This is a genomic window from Klebsiella sp. P1927 (assembly GCF_018204675.1).
Lineage (GTDB): Bacteria > Pseudomonadota > Gammaproteobacteria > Enterobacterales > Enterobacteriaceae > Klebsiella > Klebsiella pneumoniae.
Genome location: NZ_CP073377.1, coordinates 1,815,670 through 1,841,156 on the forward strand (window position 1 = coordinate 1,815,670; position 25,487 = coordinate 1,841,156).

Here is a 25,487-nt window from a genome sequence, read left to right on the forward strand (position 1 = left end):
GCCTCCTTCGCTCATGGCCGCCCGACGGCCAACTAATCTGACCGCGCAGCCATGCTGCGTGTCTCCCTGTAGACGAATAAGGGAATATTCATAATGGACGATTTAACCCTGCGATATTTTGATGCTGAAATGCGCTACCTGCGCGAGGCGGCAAAAGCGTTCGCGCAGGCTCACCCCGATCGGGCGGCGATGCTGGATCTCGATAAAGCCGGTACGCCGGACCCTTACGTTGAGCGCCTGTTTGAAGGCTTTGCCTTTTCCGTAGGTCGCTTGCGCGAAAAAATTGATGATGATCTGCCGGAGCTGACCGAGGGGCTGGTCAGCATGCTGTGGCCGCACTATTTGCGCACTATTCCATCGCTATCGATCGTGGCGCTGACCCCAACGCTGCCGGCGATGAAGATGGCGGAAACGGTGCCCGCCGGGTTTGAGATTAGCTCCCGCCCACTGGGGCCGAAAAATACCGTGTGCCGGTACCGAACCACCCGCGATCTGACGCTTAACCCGCTGGCGATAGAGGAGGCGGTGATGACGGCGGAGCCGGACGGACGTTCGGCCCTGCGACTACGACTCGCCTGTAGCGAGCTGGCTGACTGGTCGCAGACCGATCTCCGCCGCCTGGCGCTGTACCTGGGGGAAGACGCTGTTACCGGCAGCGCCCTCCATCTGTGGCTGACCCGACGCCAGGCCGCGCTGTACCTGCGTCTGCCGGGTCAGACAGAGCGGGTAAGCCTCGACGGCTATTTTTCCCCGGGGGGATTCAGCGAGGAGGATTGTTTATGGCCGAAGGGGGAGAGCGCTTTCAGCGGCTATCAGCTGCTGCTCGAGTATTTCACCTTTCGCGAAAAATTTATGTTCGTGCAGCTAAATGGCCTGGAAAACATCACCCTGCCGGCGGGGATATCGCATTTCACGCTTGAGGTGGTGTTCAGCGAGGTCTGGCAAAGTGATTTACCCGTCAGCGCAAGCAGCCTGCGCCTGCACTGTGTGCCGGTGATTAACCTGTTTACCCTTGAGGCCGATCCGTTGACCATCAGCGGGCTGGAGAGCGAATATCTCCTGCGTCCGAAGCGCCTGCAGGACGGGCATACCGAAATCTATTCTGTTGACAGCGTGACCGGCTCCGGGCGCACCGGGGAGGCACGCTATGTGCCTTTCACCCGCTTTCGTCACCAGGGGGGAATGATGCGTCGCCATGCGCCGGAGCGCTACTACCACACCCGCGTAAAACGGGGCGTAACCGGCATGCACGATACCTGGCTTATCCTCGGCGGACAGCAATGGGAGGCTGACCGGGAGCTGGCGCGGGAAACGGTCTCCTTGCGCATCACCGGCACTAACGGCCAGCTGCCGCGCCGGGCGCTACAGAGCACGCTGCTGGATCGCTGTGAGTCGATATCAGCCACGCCGCTTACCGTCCGCAATCTCTGTAAGCCCACGCTGCCGGCCTATCCCCCGGCGGAAGACCGCTACCACTGGCGGGTCATGAGCCATCTGGGCACCCGTTTTCTCAACATGATGAGCAGCGCCGAGGTGCTGCGCGGCACGCTGTCGCTCTACAACTGGCGGGAGGATGAGCTCAATAATCGCCGTCTGGACGCCATTCTGGCGGTCAGCCATCACCGAATTCAGCGTTTCGAGCAGGGTTTCCTGCTGCGCGGGCTGGATATTGAAGTGACGCTCGACGGTAGCGGATTTACCGGTGCGGGCGATGTCCACCTGTTTGGCGACATGCTCAACCGCTTTTTCGCACTGTATGCCGATATGAATCAGTTCAACCAGCTGACGCTCATTGTTCAACCTGATGGGAAATGTATCCGGTGGAAAGAGAATCACAGTCTGCGCCTGCCCGGCTGATGGCGCAGCTCCGGCCTCAGTTGCCGTACATGAATTTTTACCGCTTCTGCCAGTTGCTGGAGAAGAACCATCCGAAGGCGCCGATCATCGGCAGCGGCTGGCTAGTAGGTGATGAACCCATACGCTTTCGCCCGCATCCGGGGATGGGCTTTCCGGCTGGCGAAATCCGTGGAATGGACGATCCTGAACCGCCCCGTCCGCCGGCGGTTCGCGTGACTTTTATGGGACTCTACGGCGTGGAATCCCCGCTGCCGACCCACTATAGCGATGACATTGCGCAACGGCGGGAAGGCGTCGAGGCCACCGAGGATTTCCTCGATATCTTTAACCATCGGCTGATCGCCCAGTATTACCGTATCTGGCGCAAATATTCCTACCCGGCAACCTTTCGGGCGGGCGGCACGGACAACATCTCGCAGTATCTGCTGGGCCTGGCGGGGCTGGGCATACCGGGATGTGCCGCCGTTGCCGCAGCGCCGCTGTCGCGATTTCTGGCGCTGCTGCCGGTGATGATGCTGCCGGGGAGATCCGGGGAAGGCATGGAGGCGCTGGTGGCGCTCCTGGCCCCGGGGACCCGGGCGACGGTGCACCACCACGATCCCTGCCGGATCCCCTTGTCGCAGCCGTTAACGATGAGCGTCCGTCAGCCGGTTAGCCTGCAACATAGGCCAGTGATGGGAACCCACGCCACGGATGTGAACGGTCAGGTATTGCTGCAGCTGGCCACGGAAAAGCCTGATGAGGTTCGCGGCTGGCTGCCCGGCGGCGAACTGTTCAGCGACCTGATGGCGCTTCTGCACGTCTGGCTCGGATCTCATCTTGACGTGCGGCTGCAGCTTTGCGTCGCCCGCCATTTACTGCCGGATGCGCAACTTTGCTGCCAGCAGGAGCATGCCGTCCAGCTCGGCCGTACCGCTGTGCTGCGTCCGCTGGATGCGCAGAAACAGGCTGACGACAGAGTCACGATTTATCTGGGGCGCTATCAGCGCGTCCGGGAAAATATCCACCGCAGGGAGAGCGATGAAGATGGCGATTACCGCAGTTAAACCCTCCGCCAGGTTGCTGGCATTCCTCATGGTTACCGTCTTAACCGGCTGCGGACTGACGCAGACCGTGAAAGACGGCGCCGTTTCCGTGACCCAGTCCATTTTTTACCCCCAGGTGAAAACCCTGCATCTGGATCTTCGCGCCCGGGAAGGCGTGAATAACAACGCCAAAGGCGCCTCCCTGGCGACGGTGGTGCGTATTTATCAGCTGAAGGACCGGCAAGCGTTCGACAATACTGACTACCCGTCGCTGTTTGCCGGCGATGGCCAGGCGCTGCAGGCGGACCGGGTGGCGGAAAAAGATGTTCGCCTGCGTCCGGGCGAATCGGTGACCGTCGATATGCCCATGGAAACCAGCGCGCAGTTTGTGGCGGTGGCGGCCATGTTTATCGATCCAGACCTGACGCAAAACAGCTGGCGGCTGGTACTCACCCGGGACGAACTTGATCCGGCGAGGCCGCGCATTATCGAAGCCAGCCAAAATCAACTGACGCTGCACCCGTTTAAGGAGAAGTGAAAATGCCTCGTCCCTCCCTGTATGACATCCTGTACGGCAATTTCGCCGGCGGGCTTGACCTGAATACTGTCAGCGAAACGGATCAGGTCATCCTGTCGGTGCTCGATAACATGCAGCGCATCCTCAACTGTCGGGCCGGAACGCTGGCGCATCTGCCGGACTACGGCCTGCCGGATATGACCGCTGTCCTCCAGGGGATGCCAGCGTCGGCGCATCAGCTGATGAGCACATTGTCGGCGGTGTTGTTGAAATACGAACCGCGCCTGCAGCGGATCGCGGTGGTGATGCTCGATCAGCATGCGCCCGGCGAACTGCGCTATGCCATTGATGCGGAGCTGAAGGATATTGGCCTGGTGCGTTACGGCACGGAGTTTATGCCCGAGGGCAGGGTGTTGATCCGCCACCTCAAACGCCAGCAGTACCTTGACGCCCGCTCCGCCCTCTAATCTCTCGCTGAAAGACATCATGATGACAACACACCACGACCGTCACTATAAAGCCGGTGGCGACCCGCGCACGCTGGCTGATTTTATGGCCCTGCGTGCGGAAATGAACAAGCTCAGCCACCCGGCGCGGCCGGATATTAACTGGCCGTATGCCGAGCAGCTTGCCCGCGGGCTGTTGGAGCATCACGGCGCGGACCTGCAGACTGTCGCCTGGTATACCCTGGCCCGCGCCCGGCTGGGCGGGGTGGCAGGGATCAATGAGGGGCTGACGCTGATGGAGTCGCTGCTGGTTCGTCAGGGGAAAAACCTGTGGCCACAGGCGCTCCCGGCCCGGACAGAGATCTTCCGCACCCTGAGCAAGCGGCTGCGGCAGGTGATCCGTACCCTGAATCTTACCCCAGAGGATGTTGAGTCGCTTGAGCAGGCTGAACGTTCGCTGCAAAGCTTCGACGCAGTGCTCCAGCGCCTTGAGATCGCCCCTGAAAACCAGCTGAGCGACCTGCGGGCGCTACTGCACAGCACGGCAACTCGCTTCGAGAGCCTCGACCCTGCGCCAGCGCTTCCCACCGCGCCGCCGGTGGCGGTGTCTGACGCGGAACTTCCCGGCACTCTGGTCAGCGAAGAGGATGCGGCGAAGGTTGAGCCAGTGCCAGACCTAAAACGTAGACCAAAAGCTGAGCCGCTGGCGCCGCCTTCACCTGCAAAGCGGCCCGCGCCGGTGGCGGCGTCTACTCCGGCAGCCGCGCCGCGCTGGAAGCCGTTTATCGCCGGGATGGTTACCATGCTGGCGGTAACGGGTATCGCCGTCGGCGGATGGCTGGCGCTGCGTCAGTCCGACTTGCCGCCCATTTCGGTCACCCAAAATGCCGGACCGATACCGGGCCTGCCGGCGACAACGCCCCCGGGGCCGGTTGATCTGCCACAGACGCAGCGCCAGCTTGGCGAGCTTGCCCGCCTGGCGCCGGACTGGGCGGTCAGTTACGGCGACCAGCTGGTCCACCAGGCCCTGATCCGCTGGCCGGATCAGGCGCAACCGCTGGCGCAGCAGTGGCGGCAGCAGCTGAGTGCTGGCGCATTGCCCGCGGAAAACCTTACCGGCTGGTCGGAGGGCATGCAGCAACTGCAGCGGCTCGCCGACCAGCTCAATGCCCTCGACGAGCAGAAGGGGAAGTACCTGACGGTGAGCGAACTGAAAACCGCAGTATTTGCCATCACGCAGTCGTTTAACCGCGCTGTTCCGCTGGAGGAGCAGCTGCGCCAGCTGGCCGCGCTTCCCGTTGATCAACCCTGGCCAGCCGCGCGGGGAAGCCTCGCGGAGCTGCATCTGCAACAGCTGATAGTGGAGTATGCCCTGCTGAAGCGAAAACAGCCGGCGTCGCCGACCGCTGCGCTCCCCGCAACCGGTGAGCCCTCGGTGAGTGAGGCGGTGAAATAAAGTGTGCGCATGGCAACATTTTCTTTACATCAATATTGCAAGAACCGAACGCCCTTCGTAGTCTGAAAATGATTTAAATATACCGTTTGTAGTTGTATTGAAAATTTTATTTCGATCTCTGAGGGCATACTATGAAGCACTGTAAAATCATCCTGTTAGTAGGCCTTCTGGCCAGTTCCGCTTCGGCATTAGCAGAGAAGATCGGCGTCTCAATGGCCTACTTCGATCAAAACTTTCTCACTATTATCCGCCAGTCCATTGAGAAAGAAGCTCAAGCCCGCCACGTCGACGTACAGTTTGAAGACGCCCGCGGCGACACCGGACGCCAGGCCGATCAGGTGCAGAGCTTCATTGCCTCCGGCGTGGACGCGATCATCGTCGACCCGGTGGACTCCGCCAGCACCCCGCAGCTGACGAAGATGGCGCAGCAGGCCAAAATGCCGCTGGTGTATGTGAACCGGACGCCGGGGGATAAAACGTTACCGCCCGGCGTGGTGTTTGTCGGTTCGGACGAGCGGGAGTCTGGCACATTGCAGATGGAGGCGCTGGCGAAGCTGGCGAACTACAAAGGCAACGTCGCCATCATGATCGGCAATCTCACCGACGCCGGCGCGCTGCAGCGCACCAAAGATGTGGAGCAGGTGGTGGCCAAGTATCCGGCAATGAAAGTGGTGCAGAAACAGCCGGCCAACTATTCCCGTAGCGAGGGCATGGATCTGATGCAGAACTGGACGGGCAACGGAGAAGCGATTGATATTGTGGCGGCGAACAACGATGAGATGGCGATTGGCGCGGCGATGGCGCTGGAGAAAAGCCAGAAGAAGCTGCTGATCGGCGGGATCGACGCCACCCCGGACGGGCTGAAAGCCCTGGCCAGCGATAAGATTCAGGTGACGGTTTTCCAGGACGCCGTCGGTCAGGGCAAAACGGCCTTAGCGGTAGCGCTGAAGCTGATTAAAGGAGAAAAGGTCGAGTCTCATGTCTGGATCCCGTTTGAGTTAGTGACCAAAGAAAACATGCAGACCTATGTGGAAAAGAGTCATTAACGGCAAGGCGCAGGTGCGCGAACCTGGCTGATAAAACCGGGCTGATAATGTGACGCCCGGGCAACTAAATCGGAGGAAAAGGCATGGCAACGGCAAGAAGCGGCTATACGCTGCAGATGATAAAGGCAGGGCAGCAGGGACATGTTGAAATGAGGTGGGGGCATCTCGCAGACGTTGATACGCGCGCGGCGGCGGCGGCTATCATGCAGCATATCGGGCGTTCTTCGTCCTCGCGGGGCCAGCAGGAGATCAGCCTGTCGCTGACCAATGCCGCCAGCGGCATCTCGGTGGAGCTTCATCACCCGGCCTCTGTGGAAAGCACCACCCCGGCTTTTATTGAGGCTGAGTTAAAGAAAATTGTGCAGATCGTTGATGGCTACGAGGCGGCAGAAGATACCCATATTGTGGAGTAGCGTGTCGTCCGGGTAAAAAAATCCACGCCGCTGCGTGGATTTTTTTTGCGCGGTGGCGGCGAAAACGCCAGCCAGCGGGATTAGACGTTGAACAGGAAGTTCATCACATCGCCATCTTTCACGATGTAGTCTTTACCTTCAGCACGCATTTTACCGGCTTCTTTTGCACCCTGTTCGCCTTTGTAGGTAATAAAGTCTTCATAGGCGATGGTCTGCGCGCGGATAAAACCTTTTTCGAAGTCGGTGTGGATCTTACCGGCTGCCTGCGGCGCGGTTGCCCCGACCGGGATGGTCCATGCGCGAACTTCCTTCACGCCCGCGGTGAAGTAGGTCTGCAGGTTTAGCAGAGCGTAACCGGCGCGGATCACGCGGTTCAGGCCCGGCTCTTCGAGGCCCAGCTCAGCCATGAACTCGTCACGCTCTTCATCGTCCAGCTCGGCGATGTCCGCTTCAACGGCGGCGCACACCGGCACCACCACAGACCCTTCCTGCTCGGCGATGGCGCGAACCTGATCGAGGTACGGGTTGTTCTCGAAACCGTCTTCATTGACGTTCGCGATGTACATGGTCGGCTTCAGGGTCAGGAAGCTCAGATAGCGGATGGCCTCTTTCTCTTCTTTGGTCAGATCCAGCGCGCGCAGCATACCGGCGTTTTCCAGCTGCGGCAGGCATTTTTCCAGCGCGGCCAGCTCAACCTTCGCGTCTTTATCGCCGCCTTTGGCTTTTTTGGAGACGCGGTGAATCGCGCGTTCGCAGGTATCAAGGTCAGACAGCGCCAGTTCGGTGTTGATAACGTCGATATCTTCCGCCGGGTTCACTTTCCCCGCGACGTGAATAATATTATCGTTTTCAAAACAGCGAACCACATGGCCGATGGCTTCGGTTTCACGGATGTTGGTCAGAAACTGGTTGCCAAGACCTTCACCTTTGGACGCGCCTTTCACCAGGCCCGCGATATCCACGAACTCCATGGTGGTCGGCAGGATGCGCTGCGGTTTGACGATTTCAGCCAGCTTGTCCAGACGCGGATCGGGCATCGGTACGACACCGGTGTTCGGCTCAATGGTACAGAAGGGGAAGTTGGCCGCTTCAATACCCGCTTTGGTGAGCGCATTGAACAGGGTGGATTTGCCGACGTTGGGCAAACCGACGATACCGCATTTGAATCCCATGATTTAAATCACCTTAATCTTTGGATAATCAATCTGTTACAAGGAACAGATTGCAGAAAATTGAATAGCTTTGCCTATTATACACGGTGCGCGGCAAAAATGCCGCACGACAACGGCTTATTGCGCCTTAAAGGCGTGCAAACGGTTGGTCGCTTTGGTCAGCCCGTCCTTTAACCAGATTTCGGTACAGCGCGCCGCTTCGTCGACAGCGTCATTGATCAGTTTCTGCTCGCTGGCCGGTGGTTTGCCAAGCACAAAGCCGACAACCTTGTTTTTGTCGCCCGGATGGCCGATTCCGACGCGTAAACGGTGAAAGTTCGGGTTATTGCCGAGCTTACTGATGATATCCTTCAGGCCATTGTGGCCGCCATGGCCACCGCCAAGCTTAAATTTCGCCACGCCCGGCGGTAAATCCAGCTCGTCATGGGCGACCAGAATTTCATCAGGGTTGATGCGATAAAAGGTCGCCATCGCGGCCACGGCTTTACCGCTGAGGTTCATAAAGGTAGTGGGGACCAGCAGGCGGACGTCCTCGCCCGCCAGGTTGATGCGCGAGGTGTAGCCGAAGAATTTGCTCTCTTCGCGCAGCGGCGCACGATGGCGATCCGCCAGTAAATCCACATACCAGGCGCCAGCGTTGTGCCGGGTAGCGGCATATTCCGCACCGGGGTTGGCCAGGCCGACAATCAGTTTAATGGTCACGTTTTCTATCCTGCATGGGGCATTCTCTGCCGCGTAGTGTACTGTCTGCGGGCGCGCTTGACAAAATTCTGGCTATTAGACAATACCCGCATTGATGATTTACTCACTAAATCATTAGAATTTGATATGGTTCATAGACTTATTTGTAAATTTTTGTCTATTCGCTGTTCACTAATGTGATCGTGGACGCACTCCGCAGAAGAGACCTTGTCTATACTACACCTATAAGATTTGGGGACATTCCCTGGCAACCCAAAGTCCGGAGGTGACACATGAAACGCAAAAACGCTTCGTTACTCGGTAACGTACTCATGGGGTTAGGGTTGGTGGTGATGGTTGTGGGGGTAGGTTACTCCATTCTGAACCAGCTTCCGCAGCTTAACCTGCCACAATTCTTTGCGCATGGCGCAATCCTAAGCATCTTCGTTGGCGCAGTGCTCTGGCTGGCCGGTGCCCGTATTGGCGGCCACGAGCAGGTCAGCGACCGCTACTGGTGGGTGCGCCACTACGATAAACGCTGCCGTCGTAACCAGCATCGTCACAGCTAACCGTAGCATGATTTCCCGCATCGGCCGCTGAAGGCCGATGCGCTTTTCTGTGTCTCACTTTATCTCTTCCTCTTTTTCCCGCCATATTACGCCCCCATTCCGTCCTGGCCTTCGTGCTGCTATGGTTGCCAGCAAAAATGAATAGCAAGCGCGGTTTTTGCTTGACCCTGACGTTACGTCAGGCTGCAGAGTAGCGGACCTGGCCACAGAGAGGAGCAGTCATGTTAATTCAGGTGGGAGAGCTGGCGAAGCGTGCCGGACTGACGGTACGTACGCTGCATCATTATGAACAGACGGGGCTGTTAACGCCTTCGGCCAGAAGCGAGGCGGGCTATCGGCTCTATAACCTGTCCGCGGTTCAGCGCCTGCATATGATAAAGGCGCTGGCGCAGGCCGGGCTAACGCTCGCCACAATCAAGGACTATCTCGATCGGCAAACGCTGTCGCTGCCCGAGCTGCTGACGCAGCAGATAGATATGCTCAACGCCCAGCTACGCGATGTTGGCAGGCTGCGCGACCGACTATTGGTGCTGCGCGAGGCGCTGGCGAGCGGCAATGAACCCGATCTGGAGTCCTGGCTACAGACGCTGGAGTTAATGAAAATGTACGATCGTTGGTTTAGTCAACAGGAGTTAGCCGCGCTGCCGTTTGCGGCACAGGATGAACAGCGGGCGCAGGCGTGGCGCGAGCTAACGGAGGAGGTGCAGACGCTGATGGCGAGCGGCTGCCCGACGGACAGTCCGCAGGCGATGCGTCTGGCGACGCGCTGGATGGAGCGCCTGGAGCAGGATACGGCCGGGCGTCCGGAGTTTCTGACCCGCCTGAACGAGATGCATGCCGCCGAGCCGCAGATGGTTGAACAGACCGGCGTCACGCCGGCAATCATCGCCTATATCACCGAGGCCTTTGCCGAAAGCAAACTGGCCATCTGGGCGCGGTACCTTGACGAAGAAGAGATGGCGTTCACCCGCCAGCACTATTTTGACCGGCTACAGGAGTGGCCTGCGCTGGTGGCGAAGCTGCATCAGGCGTGCCGGGAGGGCGTAGCGCCGGACTCGGCGTCGGGTCAGGCGCTGGCCCGGGCGTGGCTTGAACTGTTTCAGTCCTACGCCGGTACCCGGCCGCAGACGTTGCAGAAGTTTCGTCGGGCAATGGAGCAGGAGCCGCATTTGATGAAGGGCACCTGGATGACGCCGGCGGTGCTGAGCTGGCTGCAGCAGGCGACCGGATCCTTGATGCGGCAGGCGCAGGGACCTGCCGCCGGGTGATCACAGGTCAGCCAGCGCGGCCTGACGATCGGGGTAGAAGCTCAGGCGTCCGGGCAGCGGCTTGACGCCGGCGCGCGCTAGCGTGCGTAGCGGCTGAAACTCGAGGTTAGATACGCGCAATTCACAGCCTTCCGGCAGCTTGTTCACAAAGCGCTGGAAGGCATCCAGGCCACCGGCGTCGAGAACCGGCACCGCGTCCCATTTCAGCACCACGATGCGCTTGCCGGCGATCCGGGTCTCCAGATCGTTGAACAAGCCTTCGGCGGCGGCAAAGAACAGCGGCCCAATTACCCGCAGCACCAGCACATCGTCTGGCACCTCGACGTTGACCGGCGCCAGATGAGTCATGCGTGCGATACGGCGCATAAACAACAGCGAAGCCAGCACGATCCCGACGCTGATAGCGATCACCATGTCAAACAGCACCGTTAGCGACATGCACATCAGCATCACCACGATGTCGTCCTTCGGCGCGTGGCGCAGCAGATTGATGACTTTATGCGCCTCGCTCATATTCCATGCCACCATCAGCAGCAGGGCGGCCATCGCCGACAGCGGCAGCCAGGAGAGCAGTGGGGCGAGGATCAGCAGCGCCAGGATCACCAGCAGGGCGTGGATCACGGCGGCAACCGGCGATGTGGCGCCGGCGCGGACGTTCGCCGCCGAGCGGGCAATCGCCGCGGTGGCAGTGATCCCGCCGAAGAACGGCGCGACAATGTTGCCCAGCCCCTGGCCAATCAGCTCGCTATTGGCTTTGTGCTTGGTGCCGGTCATGCCATCAAGCACCACCGCGCACAGCAGAGATTCAATGGCGCCGAGCATCGCCATTGAGAAGGCGGCAGGCAGCAGAGCCTGCAGCGAGGCCCAGCTCAGGGTAAAGTTTGAGCCCGGCATATCCCAGGGCAATACCAGCTGCGGCAGCAGCTGCGGAATGCCATTGCCCTGAGTGCCGTCCGCCAGCTGATAATGGAACTGCGAGCCGATCGTCGCGACATCGCCGCCGAGCAAGTTGACCACCAGCATGACCGCGCAGCCGCCCAGCAGCGCCGGGAGGTGGCCCGGCAGGCGGATACCCAGCCGCGGCCAGAGGATCAGAATGCCAAGAGTAACGACGCCGATGGCGGCATCGCCAACGTTAATGGTCGGTAGGGCCATCGCCAGCGCCGCCACTTTCTGCAGATAATGCTCCGGCACATGGGGCATCTGCAGGCCGAGGAAATCTTTAATCTGCATGGTGCCGATGGTGATACCGATCCCCGAGGTGAAGCCGAGGGTGACTGACAGCGGGATGTATTCGATCAGGCGGCCAAAGCGCGCCAGGCCGAAGAGGATTAAAAAGATCCCCGACATCAGGGTTGCCACCAGCAGTCCCGCCAGACCAAACTGCTGGGAAACCGGATAGAGGATCACCACAAAGGCGGCGGTCGGACCGGAAACGCTAAAGCGTGACCCGCCGGTCAAGGCGATCACAATCCCTGCCACCGCTGAGGTATAGAGGCCGTACTGCGGCGGCACGCCGCTGCCAATCGCCAGCGCCATCGCCAGCGGAATCGCAATGATCCCGACGGTGATCCCGGCGATCAGGTCACGCGTGAAGCGGGCGGTGGTGTACTTTTCTTTCCAACAAGCGTCGATGAGGGCGCGGAAAGGCATCACATGTGAGGAAAATAATCTGTTCACAATAATGTTTCATCCATGAGCGCATCATCTGTCAACTAAATGGCAGGTGAAGGAGGCATTGATCATACAAATAAGGTGCGGAGACAAAAAAACCCGCCGCAGCGGGTTTTTGTGCTGGGCTCGATTAATGTTCGAACATAGCAGAGATAGATTCTTCATTGCTGATACGGCGAATAGCTTCAGCCAGCATACCGGAGAGCGTCAGAGTACGCACTTTATCCAGCGCTTTAATTTCTGGTGCCAGCGGAATGGTATCGCAGACGACAAATTCATCAATGACAGAGTTCTTGATGTTCTGGATAGCGTTGCCGGAGAAGATTGGGTGCGTCGCGTAAGCGAATACGCGTTTCGCGCCACGCTCTTTCAGCGCTTCTGCCGCTTTACACAGGGTGCCGCCGGTGTCGATCATATCGTCGACCATCACGCAGTCACGACCGGCAACGTCGCCGATGATGTGCATCACCTGGGAGACGTTGGCGCGCGGACGGCGCTTGTCGATGATAGCCATATCGGTATCATTCAGCAGTTTAGCGATAGCGCGGGCACGCACGACGCCGCCGATGTCCGGAGAAACCACAATCGGGTTGTCCAGGTTCAGCTGCAGCATATCTTCCAGCAGGATTGGGCTGCCGAACACGTTATCGACTGGCACATCGAAGAAGCCCTGGATCTGTTCTGCGTGCAGGTCAACGGTCAGCACGCGGTCAACGCCGACGCTGGACAGAAAATCCGCCACCACTTTCGCGGTGATTGGCACACGAGCAGAACGAACACGACGGTCCTGACGAGCATAACCGAAGTAAGGGATAACGGCGGTGATACGACCTGCCGAAGCACGACGCAGAGCATCAACCATAACAACCAGTTCCATCAGGTTGTCATTGGTGGGAGCACAAGTGGACTGGATGATGAAAATATCACCACCGCGTACGTTTTCATTGATTTGTACGCTGACTTCGCCGTCGCTAAAACGACCTACAGCGGCGTCGCCAAGAGAAGTGTACAGGCGGTTGGCAATACGTTGTGCTAGTTCCGGGGTGGCGTTACCAGCAAAAAGCTTCATATCAGGCACGAGAAGAACCTCAGGCATGCGTCCAGTGGTGGATGAATGGGCCAATAATGTGCGGGATGGCGCCATTCGATCCAGTCGGTGTATTTAAAGAGCACGATGCAACGTCTGGAACAGGGTGACGTTGTCACCGTAACTCAATTTCCCCGGCTGACTCATTATCAATGTGCCATCACGGCGCAGGATTCAGAGCAGGGCCTGCTTGAGCGGCGAAAGGTTAACTCCGCGCGCCACAAAGCCATTTAGCCATGCCGGGGCAGTGTCCAGCACCTGACGGGCAGCGGATTCGGTGTTAAATTCAGCAAACACACAGGCCCCTGTGCCGGTCAGGCGTGACGGCGCATATTCTAACAGCCAGGAAAGCGCGGCATCAACCTCGCGAAAACGTTTTCTTGCGATAAGCTCGCAATCGTTGCTGAATTCACAATTTAATAACGTATTAATTGACCGGCGCGGGGTATTTCGTGGTAGCTCCGGATCGCGAAAAATGATCGGCGTCGGAATACTGACCCCCGGGTGGGCCACCAGGTACCATTTTTCCTCGGGTTCTACCGGCGTCAGTATTTCACCCACCCCCTCGGCGAAGGCGGCATGGCCGCGCACGAAAACCGGCACATCGGCCCCCAGCTGAAGGCCAAGAGTCGCCAGCTCATCTTCCGAGAGACCGCAGCCCCACAGATGGTTGAGCGCCACCAGCACGGTGGCGGCATTGGAGGAGCCACCGCCCAGGCCGCCGCCCATCGGCAGGCGCTTATCGATACTGATATCGGCGCCGCTGCCCGCCGGCAGGCGATCGCTTTCGCTGGCGGCATGCATCAGCAGACGCGCGGCGCGAACGATCAGATTCTCCTCGTCGGGCACGCCGGCCACCGGCGTCAGCAGGCGCAGTTGGCCGTCAGTACGCGGTTCGATGGTCAACGTATCGCCGTAATCGAGAAACTGAAACAGCGTTTGCAGGGTATGGTAACCATCGGCCCGCTGGCCGGTGATATATAAAAACAGATTCAGTTTTGCAGGAGAGGGCCAGCGGGTCATCATTTCACGATCCAGTTATCCATCTTCAGCTTGATGCGCTGAGCGCCATTGTTCAGCTCGACATTGGACGGTAGGGCTGGCTGGGTATCGCTGGTGTAGCCGCCGTAGGTCACGTGCCAGGTTTTGCCGTTTTGCGTATAGTTCAGTTCACGCAGACGGTACCGATCGTCCAGCGAATAGTCGGTGGCGTCGCCCGGCAGGCCGATAATCCACTGGCGCAGGCTGTTCAACGGGATCGGCATCCCGGTCAGACGGCCAATCATCTCTTCGGCATCAGTGGCGGTATAGGTCTGGCCTTTGTTATCGATCAGCTGCACGCTGCCCGGCTGCGCGGTCAGCGACAGCTCGGTGCTGCCCAGCGGGTTGGTCAGCAGCAGGCGATAGCGGTCCTGGCCGGTTTGCTGCCAGAAGAAGCGGGCATAGACTTTTTGCTCATCGGAAAGATAGGCAAACGCCCCGCGGGTCTGGAACTGATTGAGGCTGCGGACAGCCTGCTGGTGCTGACGCCACTGCGGCGAATCCGGGCTTTTGCCAGGCCCTTGCGGCGTATGAAGAGAACAGGCGGTGAGGACGAGGCTGGCCAGCGGCAGCAGGCGGAACAGTCGATTCATAATGATGACAAATCCTTGATGTCTACAGGGAAAAACGGCGACAGGGAACAGCGGGCCGATTTGTGTAGCAGGTTACATTTATAACCCTTAATGCTAGCGTCGCCGGGCGATAGCGTCTACGTTCAAGTTGTCTGAAATCAAAAAATTAACCTTAATGGCGGTCTTGCTTTAACTATTACTCCAAAAGGGGAGCCTCTCTTTTATTGATTACGCGCATCCTGTATGATGCACTCAGACTAACCTTAGCAACGCTGGTACTACTCCCTCACAATGACCCTTTTAGCTCTTGGCATCAATCACAAAACAGCTCCGGTCGCCCTGCGAGAACGCGTCACGTTTTCGCCGGAAACGCTCGATAAGGCGCTGGAGAGCTTGCTGGCTCAGCCGATGGTGCAGGGTGGGGTGGTGCTGTCGACCTGCAACCGCACGGAACTCTATCTCAGCGTCGAAGAGCAGGATAACCTGCAGGAAGCGCTGATCCGCTGGCTGTGCAACTACCACGGCCTCAACGAAGAAGACCTGCGAAAAAGCCTTTACTGGCACCAGGATAATGACGCCGTCAGCCATCTGATGCGCGTCGCCAGCGGCCTCGATTCGCTGGTGCTGGGCGAGCCGCAGATCCTCGGCCAGGTGAAAAAAGCCTTCGCCGACTCCAGCCGCGGCCATCTTAACGTCAGCGAGCTGGAGCGGATGTTCCAGAAATCCTTTTCAGTGGCTAAGCGCGTGCGTACCGAAACCGATATCGGCGCCAGCGCGGTCTCTGTGGCTTTCGCCGCCTGTACCCTGGCGCGGCAAATCTTTGAATCGCTCTCCAGCGTCACCGTGTTACTGGTCGGCGCCGGGGAAACCATTGAGCTGGTAGCGCGCCATCTTCGCGAACATCACGTGCGCAAAATGGTGATCGCCAACCGCACCCGTGAACGCGCCCAGGCGCTGGCGGAGGAAGTGGGCGCCGAGGTGATAGCCCTCAGCGATATCGACGAACGGCTGAAAGAGGCCGACATCATTATCAGCTCCACCGCCAGCCCGCTGCCGATCATCGGCAAAGGCATGGTGGAGCGTGCGCTTAAGGCGCGGCGTAACCAGCCGATGCTGCTGGTGGATATCGCCGTCCCGCGCGACGTTGAACCAGAGGTCGGCAAACTGGCTAACGCCTACCTCTACAGCGTCGACGATTTGCAAAACATTATTCAGCATAACCTGGCGCAGCGTAAGGCTGCCGCGGTGCAGGCGGAATCGATCGTCGAGCAGGAAACCAGCGAATTTATGGCCTGGCTGCGCGCGCAGAGCGCCAGCGAGACCATTCGCGAATACCGTTCTCAGTCTGAGCAGGTCCGTGAGGAGCTGACGGCGAAAGCGCTGGCCGCGCTGGAGCAGGGCGGTGATGCCCAGGAAATTATGCAGGATCTGGCGCGCAAGCTCACTAACCGCCTGATCCACGCGCCAACCAAATCTCTTCAGCAGGCCGCCCGTGACGGGGACGACGAACGTCTGCATATTCTGCGCAACAGCCTCGGGCTGGAATAGCGCACCTTTCTCTTATTTTCAGGACAGGGTGAATTCACGCCTATGAAGTCTTCTATTGTTGCCAAACTGGAAGCGTTGTACGAGCGCCATGAAGAAGTGCAGGCGCTGCTCGGCGATGCCGCGACGATTGCCGATCAGGATAAATTCCGCGCGCTGTCGCGGGAGTATGCTCAACTGAGCGATGTGGCGCGCTGCTATACCGACTGGCGTCAGGTGCAGGAGGATATTGAAACCGCGCAGATGATGCTCGACGATCCGGAAATGCGCGAAATGGCGCAGGAAGAGCTGCGTGACGCCAAAGAAAAAGGCGACCAGCTGGAGCAACAGCTGCAGGTTCTCCTCCTGCCGAAAGATCCTGATGACGAGCGTAACGCCTTCGTGGAAGTGCGCGCCGGGACCGGCGGCGACGAAGCAGCGCTGTTTGCCGGCGATCTGTTCCGCATGTACACCCGTTACGCAGAATCGCGCCGCTGGCAGGTAGAGATCCTCAGCGCCAACGAAGGTGAGCACGGCGGCTTTAAAGAGGTGATCGCCAAGATCAGCGGCGACGGCGTTTACGGTCGGCTGAAATTTGAATCCGGCGGCCATCGCGTGCAGCGTGTGCCGGCCACCGAATCGCAGGGGCGGATCCACACCTCCGCCTGTACGGTGGCGGTGATGCCGGAGCTGCCGGAAGCCGAAATGCCGGACATTAACCCGGCGGATCTGCGCATCGATACCTTCCGTTCCTCCGGGGCAGGCGGTCAGCACGTTAACACCACCGACTCGGCTATCCGCATTACCCACCTGCCCACCGGCATCGTGGTGGAGTGCCAGGACGAGCGTTCTCAGCATAAAAACAAAGCCAAGGCGCTGTCGGTGCTGGGCGCGCGCATCCGCGCCGCCGAAGTGGCCAAACGTCAGCAGGCGGAAGCCTCCACGCGCCGCAACCTGCTGGGCAGCGGCGACCGCAGCGACCGCAATCGCACCTATAACTTCCCGCAGGGCCGCGTGACCGACCACCGCATCAACCTGACGCTCTACCGTCTGGATGAGGCGATGGAGGGCAAACTCGACATGCTGATTGAGCCGATTGTCCAGGAACATCAGGCCGATCAGCTGGCGGCGCTGTCCGAGCAGGAATGATGACCTTTCAGGCCTGGCTGCAGCAGGCGATCGCCCGCCTGGCGGAGAGCGACAGCCCGAGACGCGACGCCGAGATCTTGCTGGGACACGTTACCGGCCGGGCGCGAACCTGGATTTTGGCCTTCGGTGAAACGACGCTCTCTGCTGACGAGGCGGCGAGGCTGGAGGCGCTCCTGGTGCGACGCCAGCGCGGGGAACCTATTGCTCATCTGGTCGGGCAGCGCGAGTTTTGGTCGCTGCCGCTGTTCGTCTCCCCGGCGACGCTGATCCCCCGCCCGGATACCGAATGTCTGGTAGAGCAGGCGCTGGCGCGTCTGCCAACCGCGCCGTGCCGTATTCTCGACCTCGGCACCGGGACCGGCGCCATTGCCCTGGCGCTGGCCAGCGAACGTCCGGACTGTGAGGTCACCGCGGTGGACGTGATGCCGGACGCCGTGGCGCTGGCGTTGCGCAATGCCGAACATCTGGGCATCGCTAACGTGACGATAAGTCAAAGCGACTGGTTTAGCGCGCTGGCCGGGCAGCGCTTCGCCACGATCGTCAGCAATCCCCCCTATATCGACGCCGCCGACCCGCATCTCGCCGAAGGCGATGTGCGCTTTGAGCCGTTGACGGCGCTGGTCGCAGGCGACCAGGGGCTGGCCGATCTGGCGCATATCATCCGCGAGGGACGGCAGTATCTGCAGCCCGGCGGTTGGATGCTGCTGGAGCATGGCTGGACTCAGGGCGAGGCGGTTCGCGCGCTGTTCCGCGAAGCGGGCTATCTGGACGTCGCGACCTGTCGCGACTATGGCGACAATGAGCGTCTGACCCTCGGACGTTTACCCGACATGGAGAATGTTGGCTGATGAACTTATTCACGGCTGTCCTCTACCTGCACATTGCCACAGTGGCGGTGTCGGTAGGATTGTTCGTTTTACGTTACTGGTGGATGTATCACCAGAGCCCGCTGCTGAACCAGCGGTGGGTGCGAATTGCGCCGCACTGCAGCGATACGCTGCTGTTTCTCAGCGGCGCAGGGTTAATGGCGATAACGCACTACCTGCCGTTCACAGAAGACGGCGCATGGCTGACTGAAAAGCTGTTTGGCGTTATCATTTACATCGCATTAGGTTTTATCGCGTTGGGCCGTCGTCGTCCGCGCAGCCAGCAGAGCCGCTTTATCGCGTTCCTGCTGGCGCTGGTGGTGTTGTTTATCATCATTCAACTCGCCATCACAAGAATACCGATACTGGGGTAGGTCATGGGGTCATTAGCGGATTTCGAATTTAACAAAGCGCCATTGTGTGATGGCATGGTCCTCATTTCTGAACAGGTCCGCGACGATTTTCCGTCGCGTTTTGTCGAGGAAGAGCTGCAGCGATTGCTGCGCCTCGCGCAGGAGGAGATTGCGCCGTCGTGGGACCAGGAGCGCCAGATAGAACGATTGCTGGAGCTGTTTTATGACGAGTGGGGCTTTGGCGCCTCGCAGGGCGTGTATCGTCTTTCCGACGCGCTATGGCTGGATAAAGTGCTGGTTAACCGCCAGGGGAGCGCGGTGTCGTTAGGCGCGATCCTGCTGTGGATCGCCCAGCGCCTGGCGCTGCCGGTGGTGCCGGTGATCTTCCCGACCCAGATGCTGCTGCGTGCGGACCCGGAAACCAGCGAAGAGATGTGGCTGATTAATCCGTTTAACGGCGAGACCCTCGACGAGCATACCCTGGAGGTATGGCTGAAGGGCAACATCGGGCCGGTGGCGGAACTGTTTAATGAAGATCTCGACGAAGCGGATAACGCCGAGGTGATCCGCAAGCTGCTGGACACCCTGAAGTCGGCGCTGATGGAAGAGCGGCAGATGGAGCTGGCCCTGCGCGCCAGCGAAGCGCTGCTGCAGTTTAATCCGGAAGATCCGTATGAGATCCGCGACCGCGGGCTGATATACGCCCAGCTGGACTGCGATCACGTGGCGCTGTTGGATCTGAGCTATTTCGTTGAGCAGTGCCCGGAGGATCCGATCAGCGAGATGATCCGCGCGCAGATCAACACGATTTCGCATAAACAAATTACATTGCATTAGTCTGGAACCATTCCGGTTACACCCTGATAAGGCGAACTTATGAAACAAAAAGTGGTTAGCATTGGTGATATCAACGTAGCGAACGACCTGCCGTTCGTGCTGTTCGGCGGGATGAACGTGCTGGAGTCGCGCGACCTGGCGATGCGTATCTGCGAACATTATGTCACCGTTACGCAGAAGCTTGGTATTCCCTACGTATTCAAAGCCTCCTTTGATAAAGCCAACCGTTCCTCCATCCACTCCTATCGTGGGCCGGGTCTGGAAGAAGGGATGAAGATTTTCCAGGAGCTGAAGCAGACCTTTGGCGTGAAAATCATCACCGACGTTCATGAAGCCAGCCAGGCGCAGCCGGTAGCTGACGTGGTGGACGTGATCCAGCTTCCGGCTTTCCTCGCGCGCCAGACTGACCTGGTGGAAGCGATGGCGAAGACCGGGGCGGTGATCAACGTCAAGAAGCCGCAGTTCGTCAGCCCGGGTCAGATGGGCAACATCGTCGATAAGTTTATCGAAGGGGGTAACGACAAAGTAATCCTCTGCGACCGCGGCGCGAACTTCGGTTACGACAACCTGGTCGTGGATATGCTTGGCTTCGGCGTGATGAAGAAAGCCTCCAACAACTCGCCGGTCATTTTCGACGTCACCCACGCGCTGCAGTGCCGCGACCCGTTTGGCGCAGCCTCCGGCGGTCGTCGTGCGCAGGTGAGCGAGCTGGCCCGCGCCGGTATGGCGGTAGGTATCGCCGGTCTGTTTATTGAAGCGCATCCGGATCCGGACCACGCGAAATGCGACGGCCCGTCCGCGCTGCCGCTGGATAAACTGGAGCCGTTCCTCAAACAGATGAAAGCGATTGACGATCTGGTGAAAAGCTTCGACGAGCTGGATACCAGCAAGTAAGCCTGACTGCATCAGTAAAAAAGCCTGCCGGCGTCAAAACCGGCAGGCTTTTTTTCGCCCGGACTCCGCCGGGTGGGAAAACGGGGTCAGGCGAAAATGGTCATCAGATAGGCGGCGAACAGCGCCATGTGGGCCGCGCCGTTCAGCACATTGGTGCGTCCGGTGGAGAAGGAGATATGGCACAGCACCAGCGAGGCGACCATCACCACCATCTCCGGGGCGCCAAGGCCAAAGCGCAGCTCATTGCCGGTCAGGAAGGCGATGAGGGTGACCACCGGGACCGTCAGCGAGATGGTGGCCAGCACAGAGCCGAAAAACAGATTCATCGCCCGCTGTACCTGATTGTTGAGCACCGCTTTCAGGGCGCCAAGGCCTTCCGGCGACAGGATCAGCAGAGCCACCAGGAAGCCGGTAAAGGCCACCGGGGCATTCATGCTGGTCAACAGCGTTTCCAGCGGGTTAGCGTTCATTTTGGTAACCGCGATCACTGCCACCAGGTGCACCAGCAGCCAGGCGGTATGCCACCCGCTGCTGTGGGCGGACGGTTTACCGTGGTGCGGGTCGTCATCGTCGCTGTCGTCTTCATGCTCATAAACAAACAGGCTCTGATGGGTTTTGGTCTGAATAAGCAGGAAAACGCCGTACATGGCCGCCGAAATTACCGCCACCAGCAGCGATTGCCCGGTGCTGAAGTTCGCGCCCGGCAGCGCCATCGGAAAGACCAGCACGATAATCGCTAGCGGAAACAGGGCGATAAGATACTGCTTAATGCCGAACAGATTCATATATTGGGTGGCGAATTTACGCCCGCCCAGCAGCAGAGAGAAACCGACCAGACCGCCGGTGACGATCATAATAATGGAGTAGAGGGTATCCCGCATCAAGGTCGGCGCGGCGTCGCCGGTGGCCATTAAGGCAGAGATCAAACTGACCTCAAGGATAACCACCGACAGGCTTAAAATCAGGGAGCCATAGGGTTCGCCCAGGCGGTGGGCGAGGACGTCGGCGTGGCGGACCACGCTGAAGGCGCTGCTCAAAATGCCGACCAGCGCGAGGATATTGATCGCGATAACCACTGGCAGTGACTGGCTGCTGCCCCAGAAAAACAGCACCGCCAGCGCCAGCACCGGAAAGACGAGGGAAGACTCCTTATGGCGGGTTTTTACCGCCTCATGTGCATGGGTCATGAACCATCTCCATTTATGCAGGTGTTATAATTATAAAAACGTAGGGCGGTAAAGTAACAGATCTTGCTAAATTACCGCTGGTTTTTTACTTAAATTTACGGGTATCGATGGATATCTTGATTAGTTTATTATAATTTATGTTTACTTATATTTAGTTCTTATTATTCAAATAATTACTAAAATAATTTTTCTACTCATTTTGACCTTGATAGCCAGCCGAATGCGTACCAGGCTTAAACTTAATGCTCAAACAGGAGGTCAGTATGCCCTATCGCAGTAAACAAGAACTCCCCGACAGCGTTCAGCATGTACTGCCTGCCCATGCGCAGGAAATTTATAAAGAAGCGTTTAACAGCGCCTGGGATCAATATAAAGATAAAGACGAGCGGCGCGATGACGCCAGCCGCGAAGAGACGGCGCACAAAGTCGCCTGGGCGGCGGTGAAGAACAGCTATGAGAAAGGCGATGATGATAAGTGGCATAAGAAAAAATAATCGCTGACGCCGCTTTTTCGCTTGCCAGCGCCCCGCTGATTGCTTATTGAAAGATAAAGCTGGATAATATTTCAGCAATATTGACGGATGCATGAGACGAACGCCGGGAAGCGGGCAGTGGCGGAGGTAGTAAACAGTGTTAACTCGTGATTTCTTAATGAATGCGGATTGTAAGACAGCGTTTGGCGCTATTGAGGAATCGCTACTCTGGTCGGCAGAACAACGTGCAGCCTCGCTGGCGGCGACGCTGGCCTGCCGCCCGGATGATGGCTCAGTATGGATCTTTGGCTACGGTTCGCTTATCTGGAACCCGGCGCTCAATTATCGCGAGTCCTGCACCGGCACGCTGCCGGGCTGGCACCGCGCGTTTTGCCTGCGGTTGACCGCCGGGCGCGGTAGTGCCTGCCAGCCGGGACGCATGCTGGCTCTCAAAGAGGGCGGCCGAACCACCGGCGTCGCCTATCGTCTGCCTGACGACACGCTGGAGGAGGAGCTGACCCTGCTGTGGAAGCGGGAGATGATCACCGGCTGCTATCTGCCCACCTGGTGCAAGCTGGAGCTGGACGACGGACGGACGGTGAATGCCCTGGTGTTTATTATGGATCCGCGCCATCCACTGTTTGAACCGGATACCAGTGCCCAGGTTATCGCCCCGCTGATCGCCCGGGCCAGCGGGCCGCTCGGCACCAACGCCCAGTATCTGTTTTCGCTTGAGCAGGCGCTGCGCAAGCTGGGCATGCACGATGCCAGTCTCGATGACCTGGTGGCCAGCGTCCGCGCGCTGTTGGGCGAGAGTCCGACGCCGGGCCTGGCCTGAGCGCGCGCAAAAGAAAACGCCCGGCATGACTGGGCGTCCGATTGCTGACCAGTAAGGAAAAAGCGTGATTTTTCCTTACTGGTGGTTATCAGCCGAAAATCAATAAATTGATTTTCCTTGTTATTTTTCTGGTGCAATCTGCAAGTACAATGATTGCATGAGGTTTGTCATGAATCTCACGCCCGGCATGACCGGGCGTGTGTTCTGGCAGTGACGGTCAGGCCGGCACGTAGCTGATGGAGTGCTCCAGCGACTGGCTGTGACTGTCGATAAGCACGTTCCAGGTGCCGCTGTAGGGCACCGTCAGATACGCGCTGTCCCGATCCTGCACGCTCAGAATATCCGCATGACTGTCGCCCGGGACCTTCGCGCTCATCAGATGAATATGGCAGCGCTCTGAGCACCGCACCACCAGCGTGTCACCACCAAATAACGTCAAACTTGCTTTAACCATCGCCATTTTATACCCCGTTTCTGTCCCGCTACAGCATCCTGCCCACCCAGTCCTCGCGTGATATTGTTCACACTTTGCTCTGTGCATCACACCAAACGGCGCGGGTCGGGATGCTGATTTTGATCAAAAAAAGGGATAAAGATTAAACAAAAATGACGTTGTTCCTGAAAGCATTCAGCTAACGTTTTTTTTACCTCTGCAGGCGGCGAAACCTGATATTTCCTGCCGTTTGGCGCCCCAGATTCAGAAGGTCAGCACTTTATCTGCCGCCAGGGTCCACTGGGCCAGCTCAACGAGAGTGCCAACCTCCACGCCGTCAACCAGCGGCAGTGCGCTGACCCCGCGGCCGTCCGCGCAGGTTTTACACAGCTTCACGGGAACCTGCTGGGCGGTGAGGATCTCCAGCATCTGCTGCACATTATACCCTTCTGCCGGCTTCTGCCCCCGCAGCCCGGCGGTGACGGCGTCGGACATCAGAAACAGCTTGAGATCGAGGTCGGACTGCTGCTCGCGCAGGGCAATGGCCAGGCGCAGGCTGTTGAACAGGGATTCGCTGCCGTAGGCGGCGCCGTTGGCGATGATCACAATACGTTGCATACAAACTCCTTCTTAAAGGCACGGTTATTGCTTTAGGCAGTATAAAGCGTTAACCCGGAGGAGGGGTATGAATAATACGACTGGTCATGCGCACGATGCGACGGCCTGGCTGCAGCTGGCGCGTCGCCTGCAAAAACAACAGCTTCAGCAGCTTAGCCAACTGGGGGAACTGGCCAGCCAGCTCAGCGCGCTGGTGCATATGCTGCAGTGTGAGCGCGGGGCGTCGAATATCTATCTTTGCTCGGGCGGCTTGCTGTATACAGCGGAGTGTCGGGCGGGAGGGGCGCTGGTTGACGAGCGGCTAGCCCTGTTTTATGCCAGCCTCGAACGGGCGCGCGCGGTAGCCGGCAGCGCGCTGTGCTGGCGTATCGCCAGAGCGCTTGACGAGCTGGCGCAGCTCCCGGCACTACGCGCGCAGATCGGCCGCCGGCAAATTGCCGCTGAAGCCGCGACGGAGCAGTTCAGCCGCGTCATCCGCCATCTGCTGAACATCGCCCCGCAGCTCAATGACAGCATTGACGATCCGCCGGTGGCTGGTCGGATGGTCGCCCTGTACAGCTTTATGCAGGGAAAAGAGCTGGTGGGCCAGGAGCGCGCGCTGGGAGCATTGGGCTTTACCCGCGGCGAGTTCAGCGACAGCCTGCGCCAGCAGCTGGTGGACCGTATTGACGGTCAGCAGCCCTGCTTCGACAGCTTTCAGGCGCTGGGCAGCCCGGCGACCGTCCAGTTGTTCAGAACCCAGTGCCACGCCGGTCTGGATATTGAACAGCTGCGGCGGATCGCCTGTACCCGCCAGCCGGCTGCCGACGGCGGGGAAACGGCGCTGCGCTGGTTTGGTCTGCAAACCCAACGGCTTGAGCAACTGCGCGAAGTGGAAGAGCAACTGATCGACGATCTGCTGGATGCCACCGACGCGCTGTTAGCAGACGACGCGCCTGGCTGGCAGGCCGGAGAGGAAGACGATAGCGTGACGCCACGGCTCGATAAACAGCTACTGCCGCTGGTGCGCCAGCAGGCCTATGAGCTGCAGCAGCTCTCCAGCCAGCTGGCCTCGCTGAAAGACGCGCTCGAAGAGCGCAAGCTGATCGAAAAAGCGAAAAGTCTGCTGATGACGCACCAGGGAATGCAGGAGGAGCAGGCCTGGCAGACGCTGCGCAAGATGGCCATGGACAAAAATCAGCGCATGGTTGAGATAGCCCGCGCGCTGCTGATGGTGAAGGCGATTTGGCCGCTAACACCAAAGGAGTAGATGCACAATCGATGGGCATTCTTTGCCTGCCGGCGGTGCACTTTTAGGTGAAAAACCGGCCAGCGTTGGGAAAAAGCCCGCCAGCGCGCTATTGCCAAAGCTGGCATCCCGTTTGCATTACTTATTAAGTGAATAAAAGTCCGGGCAACGAACCAATGGCGGTTCGGGTGTCCGTGGATAAAGGCGTCCTGCAGTGCGTATGCACTGTCGGGCGCTTTTTTTTTTGCGCATGGTGGAGCGGA

Annotated in this window: 27 protein-coding genes; 18 read left to right on the forward strand and 9 right to left on the reverse strand. The window is 58.9% G+C overall.

The features are described 5' to 3' along the window. Positions 1-93: 93 nt before the first annotated feature. The 7 genes from tssF (at position 94) to KB892_RS09210 (ending at position 6,760) form a co-directional block, all read left to right on the forward strand. Positions 94-1,857 carry a type VI secretion system baseplate subunit TssF gene (gene tssF / locus KB892_RS09180; protein ID WP_004200296.1) on the forward strand — a complete coding sequence of 588 codons (1,764 nt, stop codon included), beginning with the start codon at positions 94-96 and terminating at the stop codon, positions 1,855-1,857. A gap of 29 nt (positions 1,858-1,886) precedes the next feature. Next, positions 1,887-2,903: a type VI secretion system baseplate subunit TssG gene (tssG, locus tag KB892_RS09185; RefSeq protein ID WP_004200295.1), complete on the forward strand. Its 1,017-nt coding sequence runs from the start codon at positions 1,887-1,889 to the stop codon at positions 2,901-2,903. Beyond that, a complete protein-coding gene (tssJ, locus tag KB892_RS09190) occupies positions 2,884-3,420 on the forward strand; it encodes a type VI secretion system lipoprotein TssJ (protein ID WP_004175532.1) in 537 nt (178 codons plus the stop codon). Before tssG ends, tssJ begins: the two co-directional genes overlap by 20 nt. Positions 3,421-3,422: 2 nt before the next feature. After that, positions 3,423-3,866, forward strand: a complete 444-nt coding sequence (gene tssE, locus KB892_RS09195) for a type VI secretion system baseplate subunit TssE (RefSeq protein WP_004175538.1) — start codon at positions 3,423-3,425, stop codon at positions 3,864-3,866. Positions 3,867-3,885: 19 nt separating this feature from the next. Further along, positions 3,886-5,301 carry a VasL domain-containing protein gene (locus tag KB892_RS09200; protein ID WP_004200294.1) on the forward strand — a complete coding sequence of 472 codons (1,416 nt, stop codon included), beginning with the start codon at positions 3,886-3,888 and terminating at the stop codon, positions 5,299-5,301. Positions 5,302-5,432: 131 nt separating this feature from the next. Beyond that, on the forward strand, positions 5,433-6,347 hold the full coding sequence (locus KB892_RS09205; RefSeq protein ID WP_002910453.1) for a sugar ABC transporter substrate-binding protein: 915 nt from the start codon (positions 5,433-5,435) through the stop codon (positions 6,345-6,347). 83 nt (positions 6,348-6,430) lie between these two features. After that, on the forward strand, positions 6,431-6,760 hold the full coding sequence (locus KB892_RS09210; protein ID WP_004200293.1) for a DUF1869 domain-containing protein: 330 nt from the start codon (positions 6,431-6,433) through the stop codon (positions 6,758-6,760). A gap of 80 nt (positions 6,761-6,840) precedes the next feature. Here KB892_RS09210 and ychF read toward each other — a convergent pair whose 3' ends face one another. Both ychF and pth read right to left on the reverse strand, forming a co-directional pair. After that, positions 6,841-7,932, reverse strand: coding sequence for a redox-regulated ATPase YchF (gene ychF, locus KB892_RS09215; protein ID WP_004148779.1), 1,092 nt, complete (start codon positions 7,930-7,932; stop codon positions 6,841-6,843). 117 nt (positions 7,933-8,049) lie between these two features. Then, positions 8,050-8,634: an aminoacyl-tRNA hydrolase gene (gene pth / locus KB892_RS09220; RefSeq protein ID WP_004175544.1), complete on the reverse strand. Its 585-nt coding sequence runs from the start codon at positions 8,632-8,634 to the stop codon at positions 8,050-8,052. A 272-nt stretch (positions 8,635-8,906) separates the two neighbouring features. On the opposite strand from pth, the gene ychH reads away from it, so the two are divergent. Together ychH and KB892_RS09230 are read left to right on the forward strand one after the other, a co-directional pair. Next, positions 8,907-9,182, forward strand: coding sequence for a stress-induced protein YchH (ychH, locus tag KB892_RS09225; protein WP_002910437.1), 276 nt, complete (start codon positions 8,907-8,909; stop codon positions 9,180-9,182). Between the two features lie 221 nt (positions 9,183-9,403). Continuing rightward, complete coding sequence (locus KB892_RS09230; protein WP_004175547.1) at positions 9,404-10,450, forward strand: MerR family transcriptional regulator; 1,047 nt, start codon at positions 9,404-9,406, stop codon at positions 10,448-10,450. On the opposite strand, the gene dauA is transcribed toward KB892_RS09230, so the two are convergent. The 4 genes from dauA to lolB all read right to left on the reverse strand — a co-directional run bounded on the left by dauA (position 10,451) and on the right by lolB (position 14,845). Beyond that, a complete protein-coding gene (gene dauA, locus KB892_RS09235) occupies positions 10,451-12,130 on the reverse strand; it encodes a C4-dicarboxylic acid transporter DauA (protein ID WP_004200291.1) in 1,680 nt (559 codons plus the stop codon). A gap of 124 nt (positions 12,131-12,254) precedes the next feature. Next, positions 12,255-13,202 (reverse strand): ribose-phosphate diphosphokinase, encoded by a 948-nt coding sequence (gene prs, locus KB892_RS09240; protein WP_002910407.1) that lies wholly within the window; start codon positions 13,200-13,202, stop codon positions 12,255-12,257. A gap of 183 nt (positions 13,203-13,385) precedes the next feature. Continuing rightward, on the reverse strand, positions 13,386-14,234 hold the full coding sequence (ispE, locus tag KB892_RS09245) for a 4-(cytidine 5'-diphospho)-2-C-methyl-D-erythritol kinase (RefSeq protein ID WP_004898981.1): 849 nt from the start codon (positions 14,232-14,234) through the stop codon (positions 13,386-13,388). Continuing rightward, positions 14,234-14,845, reverse strand: coding sequence for a lipoprotein insertase outer membrane protein LolB (gene lolB, locus KB892_RS09250; RefSeq protein ID WP_002910405.1), 612 nt, complete (start codon positions 14,843-14,845; stop codon positions 14,234-14,236). Before lolB ends, ispE begins: the two co-directional genes overlap by 1 nt. Before the next feature lie 270 nt (positions 14,846-15,115). On the opposite strand from lolB, the gene hemA reads away from it, so the two are divergent. Genes hemA through kdsA form a run of 6 tightly spaced genes read left to right on the forward strand, consistent with a single transcriptional unit; the run spans position 15,116 to position 20,447 of the window. Next, positions 15,116-16,372, forward strand: coding sequence for a glutamyl-tRNA reductase (gene hemA / locus KB892_RS09255; RefSeq protein WP_002910404.1), 1,257 nt, complete (start codon positions 15,116-15,118; stop codon positions 16,370-16,372). 42 nt (positions 16,373-16,414) lie between these two features. Beyond that, the gene (gene prfA, locus KB892_RS09260; RefSeq protein ID WP_002910403.1) at positions 16,415-17,497 is read left to right on the forward strand and encodes a peptide chain release factor 1; all 1,083 of its coding nucleotides are present in this window, start codon (positions 16,415-16,417) and stop codon (positions 17,495-17,497) included. Further along, positions 17,497-18,345, forward strand: coding sequence for a peptide chain release factor N(5)-glutamine methyltransferase (gene prmC, locus KB892_RS09265; protein ID WP_004180387.1), 849 nt, complete (start codon positions 17,497-17,499; stop codon positions 18,343-18,345). The genes prfA and prmC overlap by 1 nt, the downstream gene beginning before the upstream one ends. Further along, positions 18,345-18,737 (forward strand): invasion regulator SirB2, encoded by a 393-nt coding sequence (gene sirB2, locus KB892_RS09270; RefSeq protein ID WP_004145428.1) that lies wholly within the window; start codon positions 18,345-18,347, stop codon positions 18,735-18,737. The genes prmC and sirB2 overlap by 1 nt, the downstream gene beginning before the upstream one ends. 3 nt (positions 18,738-18,740) lie before the next feature. Next, positions 18,741-19,553, forward strand: coding sequence for an invasion regulator SirB1 (gene sirB1 / locus KB892_RS09275; RefSeq protein ID WP_002910395.1), 813 nt, complete (start codon positions 18,741-18,743; stop codon positions 19,551-19,553). A gap of 39 nt (positions 19,554-19,592) precedes the next feature. Continuing rightward, the gene (gene kdsA, locus KB892_RS09280; RefSeq protein WP_002910393.1) at positions 19,593-20,447 is read left to right on the forward strand and encodes a 3-deoxy-8-phosphooctulonate synthase; all 855 of its coding nucleotides are present in this window, start codon (positions 19,593-19,595) and stop codon (positions 20,445-20,447) included. A gap of 86 nt (positions 20,448-20,533) precedes the next feature. On the opposite strand, the gene chaA is transcribed toward kdsA, so the two are convergent. After that, entirely contained in the window at positions 20,534-21,634 is a 1,101-nt protein-coding gene (gene chaA, locus KB892_RS09285) for a sodium-potassium/proton antiporter ChaA (protein ID WP_002910392.1), read from the reverse strand. A 263-nt stretch (positions 21,635-21,897) separates the two neighbouring features. On the opposite strand from chaA, the gene chaB reads away from it, so the two are divergent. Further along, entirely contained in the window at positions 21,898-22,128 is a 231-nt protein-coding gene (chaB, locus tag KB892_RS09290; protein ID WP_002910389.1) for a putative cation transport regulator ChaB, read from the forward strand. A gap of 136 nt (positions 22,129-22,264) precedes the next feature. Beyond that, positions 22,265-22,945: a gamma-glutamylcyclotransferase gene (locus KB892_RS09295; protein ID WP_004152258.1), complete on the forward strand. Its 681-nt coding sequence runs from the start codon at positions 22,265-22,267 to the stop codon at positions 22,943-22,945. A gap of 217 nt (positions 22,946-23,162) precedes the next feature. On the opposite strand, the gene KB892_RS09300 is transcribed toward KB892_RS09295, so the two are convergent. Together KB892_RS09300 and KB892_RS09305 are read right to left on the reverse strand one after the other, a co-directional pair. Next, entirely contained in the window at positions 23,163-23,405 is a 243-nt protein-coding gene (locus KB892_RS09300) for a DUF1883 domain-containing protein (protein ID WP_002910387.1), read from the reverse strand. Positions 23,406-23,642: 237 nt separating this feature from the next. Beyond that, a complete protein-coding gene (locus tag KB892_RS09305; RefSeq protein ID WP_002910380.1) occupies positions 23,643-23,996 on the reverse strand; it encodes a DsrE/DsrF/TusD sulfur relay family protein in 354 nt (117 codons plus the stop codon). A 67-nt stretch (positions 23,997-24,063) separates the two neighbouring features. Here KB892_RS09305 and nasR point away from each other — a divergent pair, with 67 nt between their 5' ends. Further along, on the forward strand, positions 24,064-25,245 hold the full coding sequence (gene nasR / locus KB892_RS09310; protein WP_004200290.1) for a nitrate regulatory protein NasR: 1,182 nt from the start codon (positions 24,064-24,066) through the stop codon (positions 25,243-25,245). The last annotated feature ends 242 nt before the right edge of the window (positions 25,246-25,487 follow it).

What these genes read in the sequence shown, in the direction of transcription:
- tssF (WP_004200296.1), top strand. Translation starts at nt 94, where the DNA reads ATGGACGATTTAACCCTGCGATATTTTGATGCTGAAATGCGCTACCTG.
- tssG (WP_004200295.1), top strand. Translation starts at nt 1,887, where the DNA reads ATGAATTTTTACCGCTTCTGCCAGTTGCTGGAGAAGAACCATCCGAAG.
- tssJ (WP_004175532.1), top strand. Translation starts at nt 2,884, where the DNA reads ATGGCGATTACCGCAGTTAAACCCTCCGCCAGGTTGCTGGCATTCCTC.
- tssE (WP_004175538.1), top strand. Translation starts at nt 3,423, where the DNA reads ATGCCTCGTCCCTCCCTGTATGACATCCTGTACGGCAATTTCGCCGGC.
- KB892_RS09200 (WP_004200294.1), top strand. Translation starts at nt 3,886, where the DNA reads ATGATGACAACACACCACGACCGTCACTATAAAGCCGGTGGCGACCCG.
- KB892_RS09205 (WP_002910453.1), top strand. Translation starts at nt 5,433, where the DNA reads ATGAAGCACTGTAAAATCATCCTGTTAGTAGGCCTTCTGGCCAGTTCC.
- KB892_RS09210 (WP_004200293.1), top strand. Translation starts at nt 6,431, where the DNA reads ATGGCAACGGCAAGAAGCGGCTATACGCTGCAGATGATAAAGGCAGGG.
- ychF (WP_004148779.1), bottom strand. Translation starts at nt 7,932, where the DNA reads ATGGGATTCAAATGCGGTATCGTCGGTTTGCCCAACGTCGGCAAATCC.
- ychH (WP_002910437.1), top strand. Translation starts at nt 8,907, where the DNA reads ATGAAACGCAAAAACGCTTCGTTACTCGGTAACGTACTCATGGGGTTA.
- KB892_RS09230 (WP_004175547.1), top strand. Translation starts at nt 9,404, where the DNA reads ATGTTAATTCAGGTGGGAGAGCTGGCGAAGCGTGCCGGACTGACGGTA.
- ispE (WP_004898981.1), bottom strand. Translation starts at nt 14,234, where the DNA reads ATGACCCGCTGGCCCTCTCCTGCAAAACTGAATCTGTTTTTATATATC.
- lolB (WP_002910405.1), bottom strand. Translation starts at nt 14,845, where the DNA reads ATGAATCGACTGTTCCGCCTGCTGCCGCTGGCCAGCCTCGTCCTCACC.
- hemA (WP_002910404.1), top strand. Translation starts at nt 15,116, where the DNA reads ATGACCCTTTTAGCTCTTGGCATCAATCACAAAACAGCTCCGGTCGCC.
- prfA (WP_002910403.1), top strand. Translation starts at nt 16,415, where the DNA reads ATGAAGTCTTCTATTGTTGCCAAACTGGAAGCGTTGTACGAGCGCCAT.
- prmC (WP_004180387.1), top strand. Translation starts at nt 17,497, where the DNA reads ATGACCTTTCAGGCCTGGCTGCAGCAGGCGATCGCCCGCCTGGCGGAG.
- sirB2 (WP_004145428.1), top strand. Translation starts at nt 18,345, where the DNA reads ATGAACTTATTCACGGCTGTCCTCTACCTGCACATTGCCACAGTGGCG.
- sirB1 (WP_002910395.1), top strand. Translation starts at nt 18,741, where the DNA reads ATGGGGTCATTAGCGGATTTCGAATTTAACAAAGCGCCATTGTGTGAT.
- kdsA (WP_002910393.1), top strand. Translation starts at nt 19,593, where the DNA reads ATGAAACAAAAAGTGGTTAGCATTGGTGATATCAACGTAGCGAACGAC.
- chaA (WP_002910392.1), bottom strand. Translation starts at nt 21,634, where the DNA reads ATGACCCATGCACATGAGGCGGTAAAAACCCGCCATAAGGAGTCTTCC.
- chaB (WP_002910389.1), top strand. Translation starts at nt 21,898, where the DNA reads ATGCCCTATCGCAGTAAACAAGAACTCCCCGACAGCGTTCAGCATGTA.
- KB892_RS09300 (WP_002910387.1), bottom strand. Translation starts at nt 23,405, where the DNA reads ATGGCGATGGTTAAAGCAAGTTTGACGTTATTTGGTGGTGACACGCTG.
- KB892_RS09305 (WP_002910380.1), bottom strand. Translation starts at nt 23,996, where the DNA reads ATGCAACGTATTGTGATCATCGCCAACGGCGCCGCCTACGGCAGCGAA.
- nasR (WP_004200290.1), top strand. Translation starts at nt 24,064, where the DNA reads ATGAATAATACGACTGGTCATGCGCACGATGCGACGGCCTGGCTGCAG.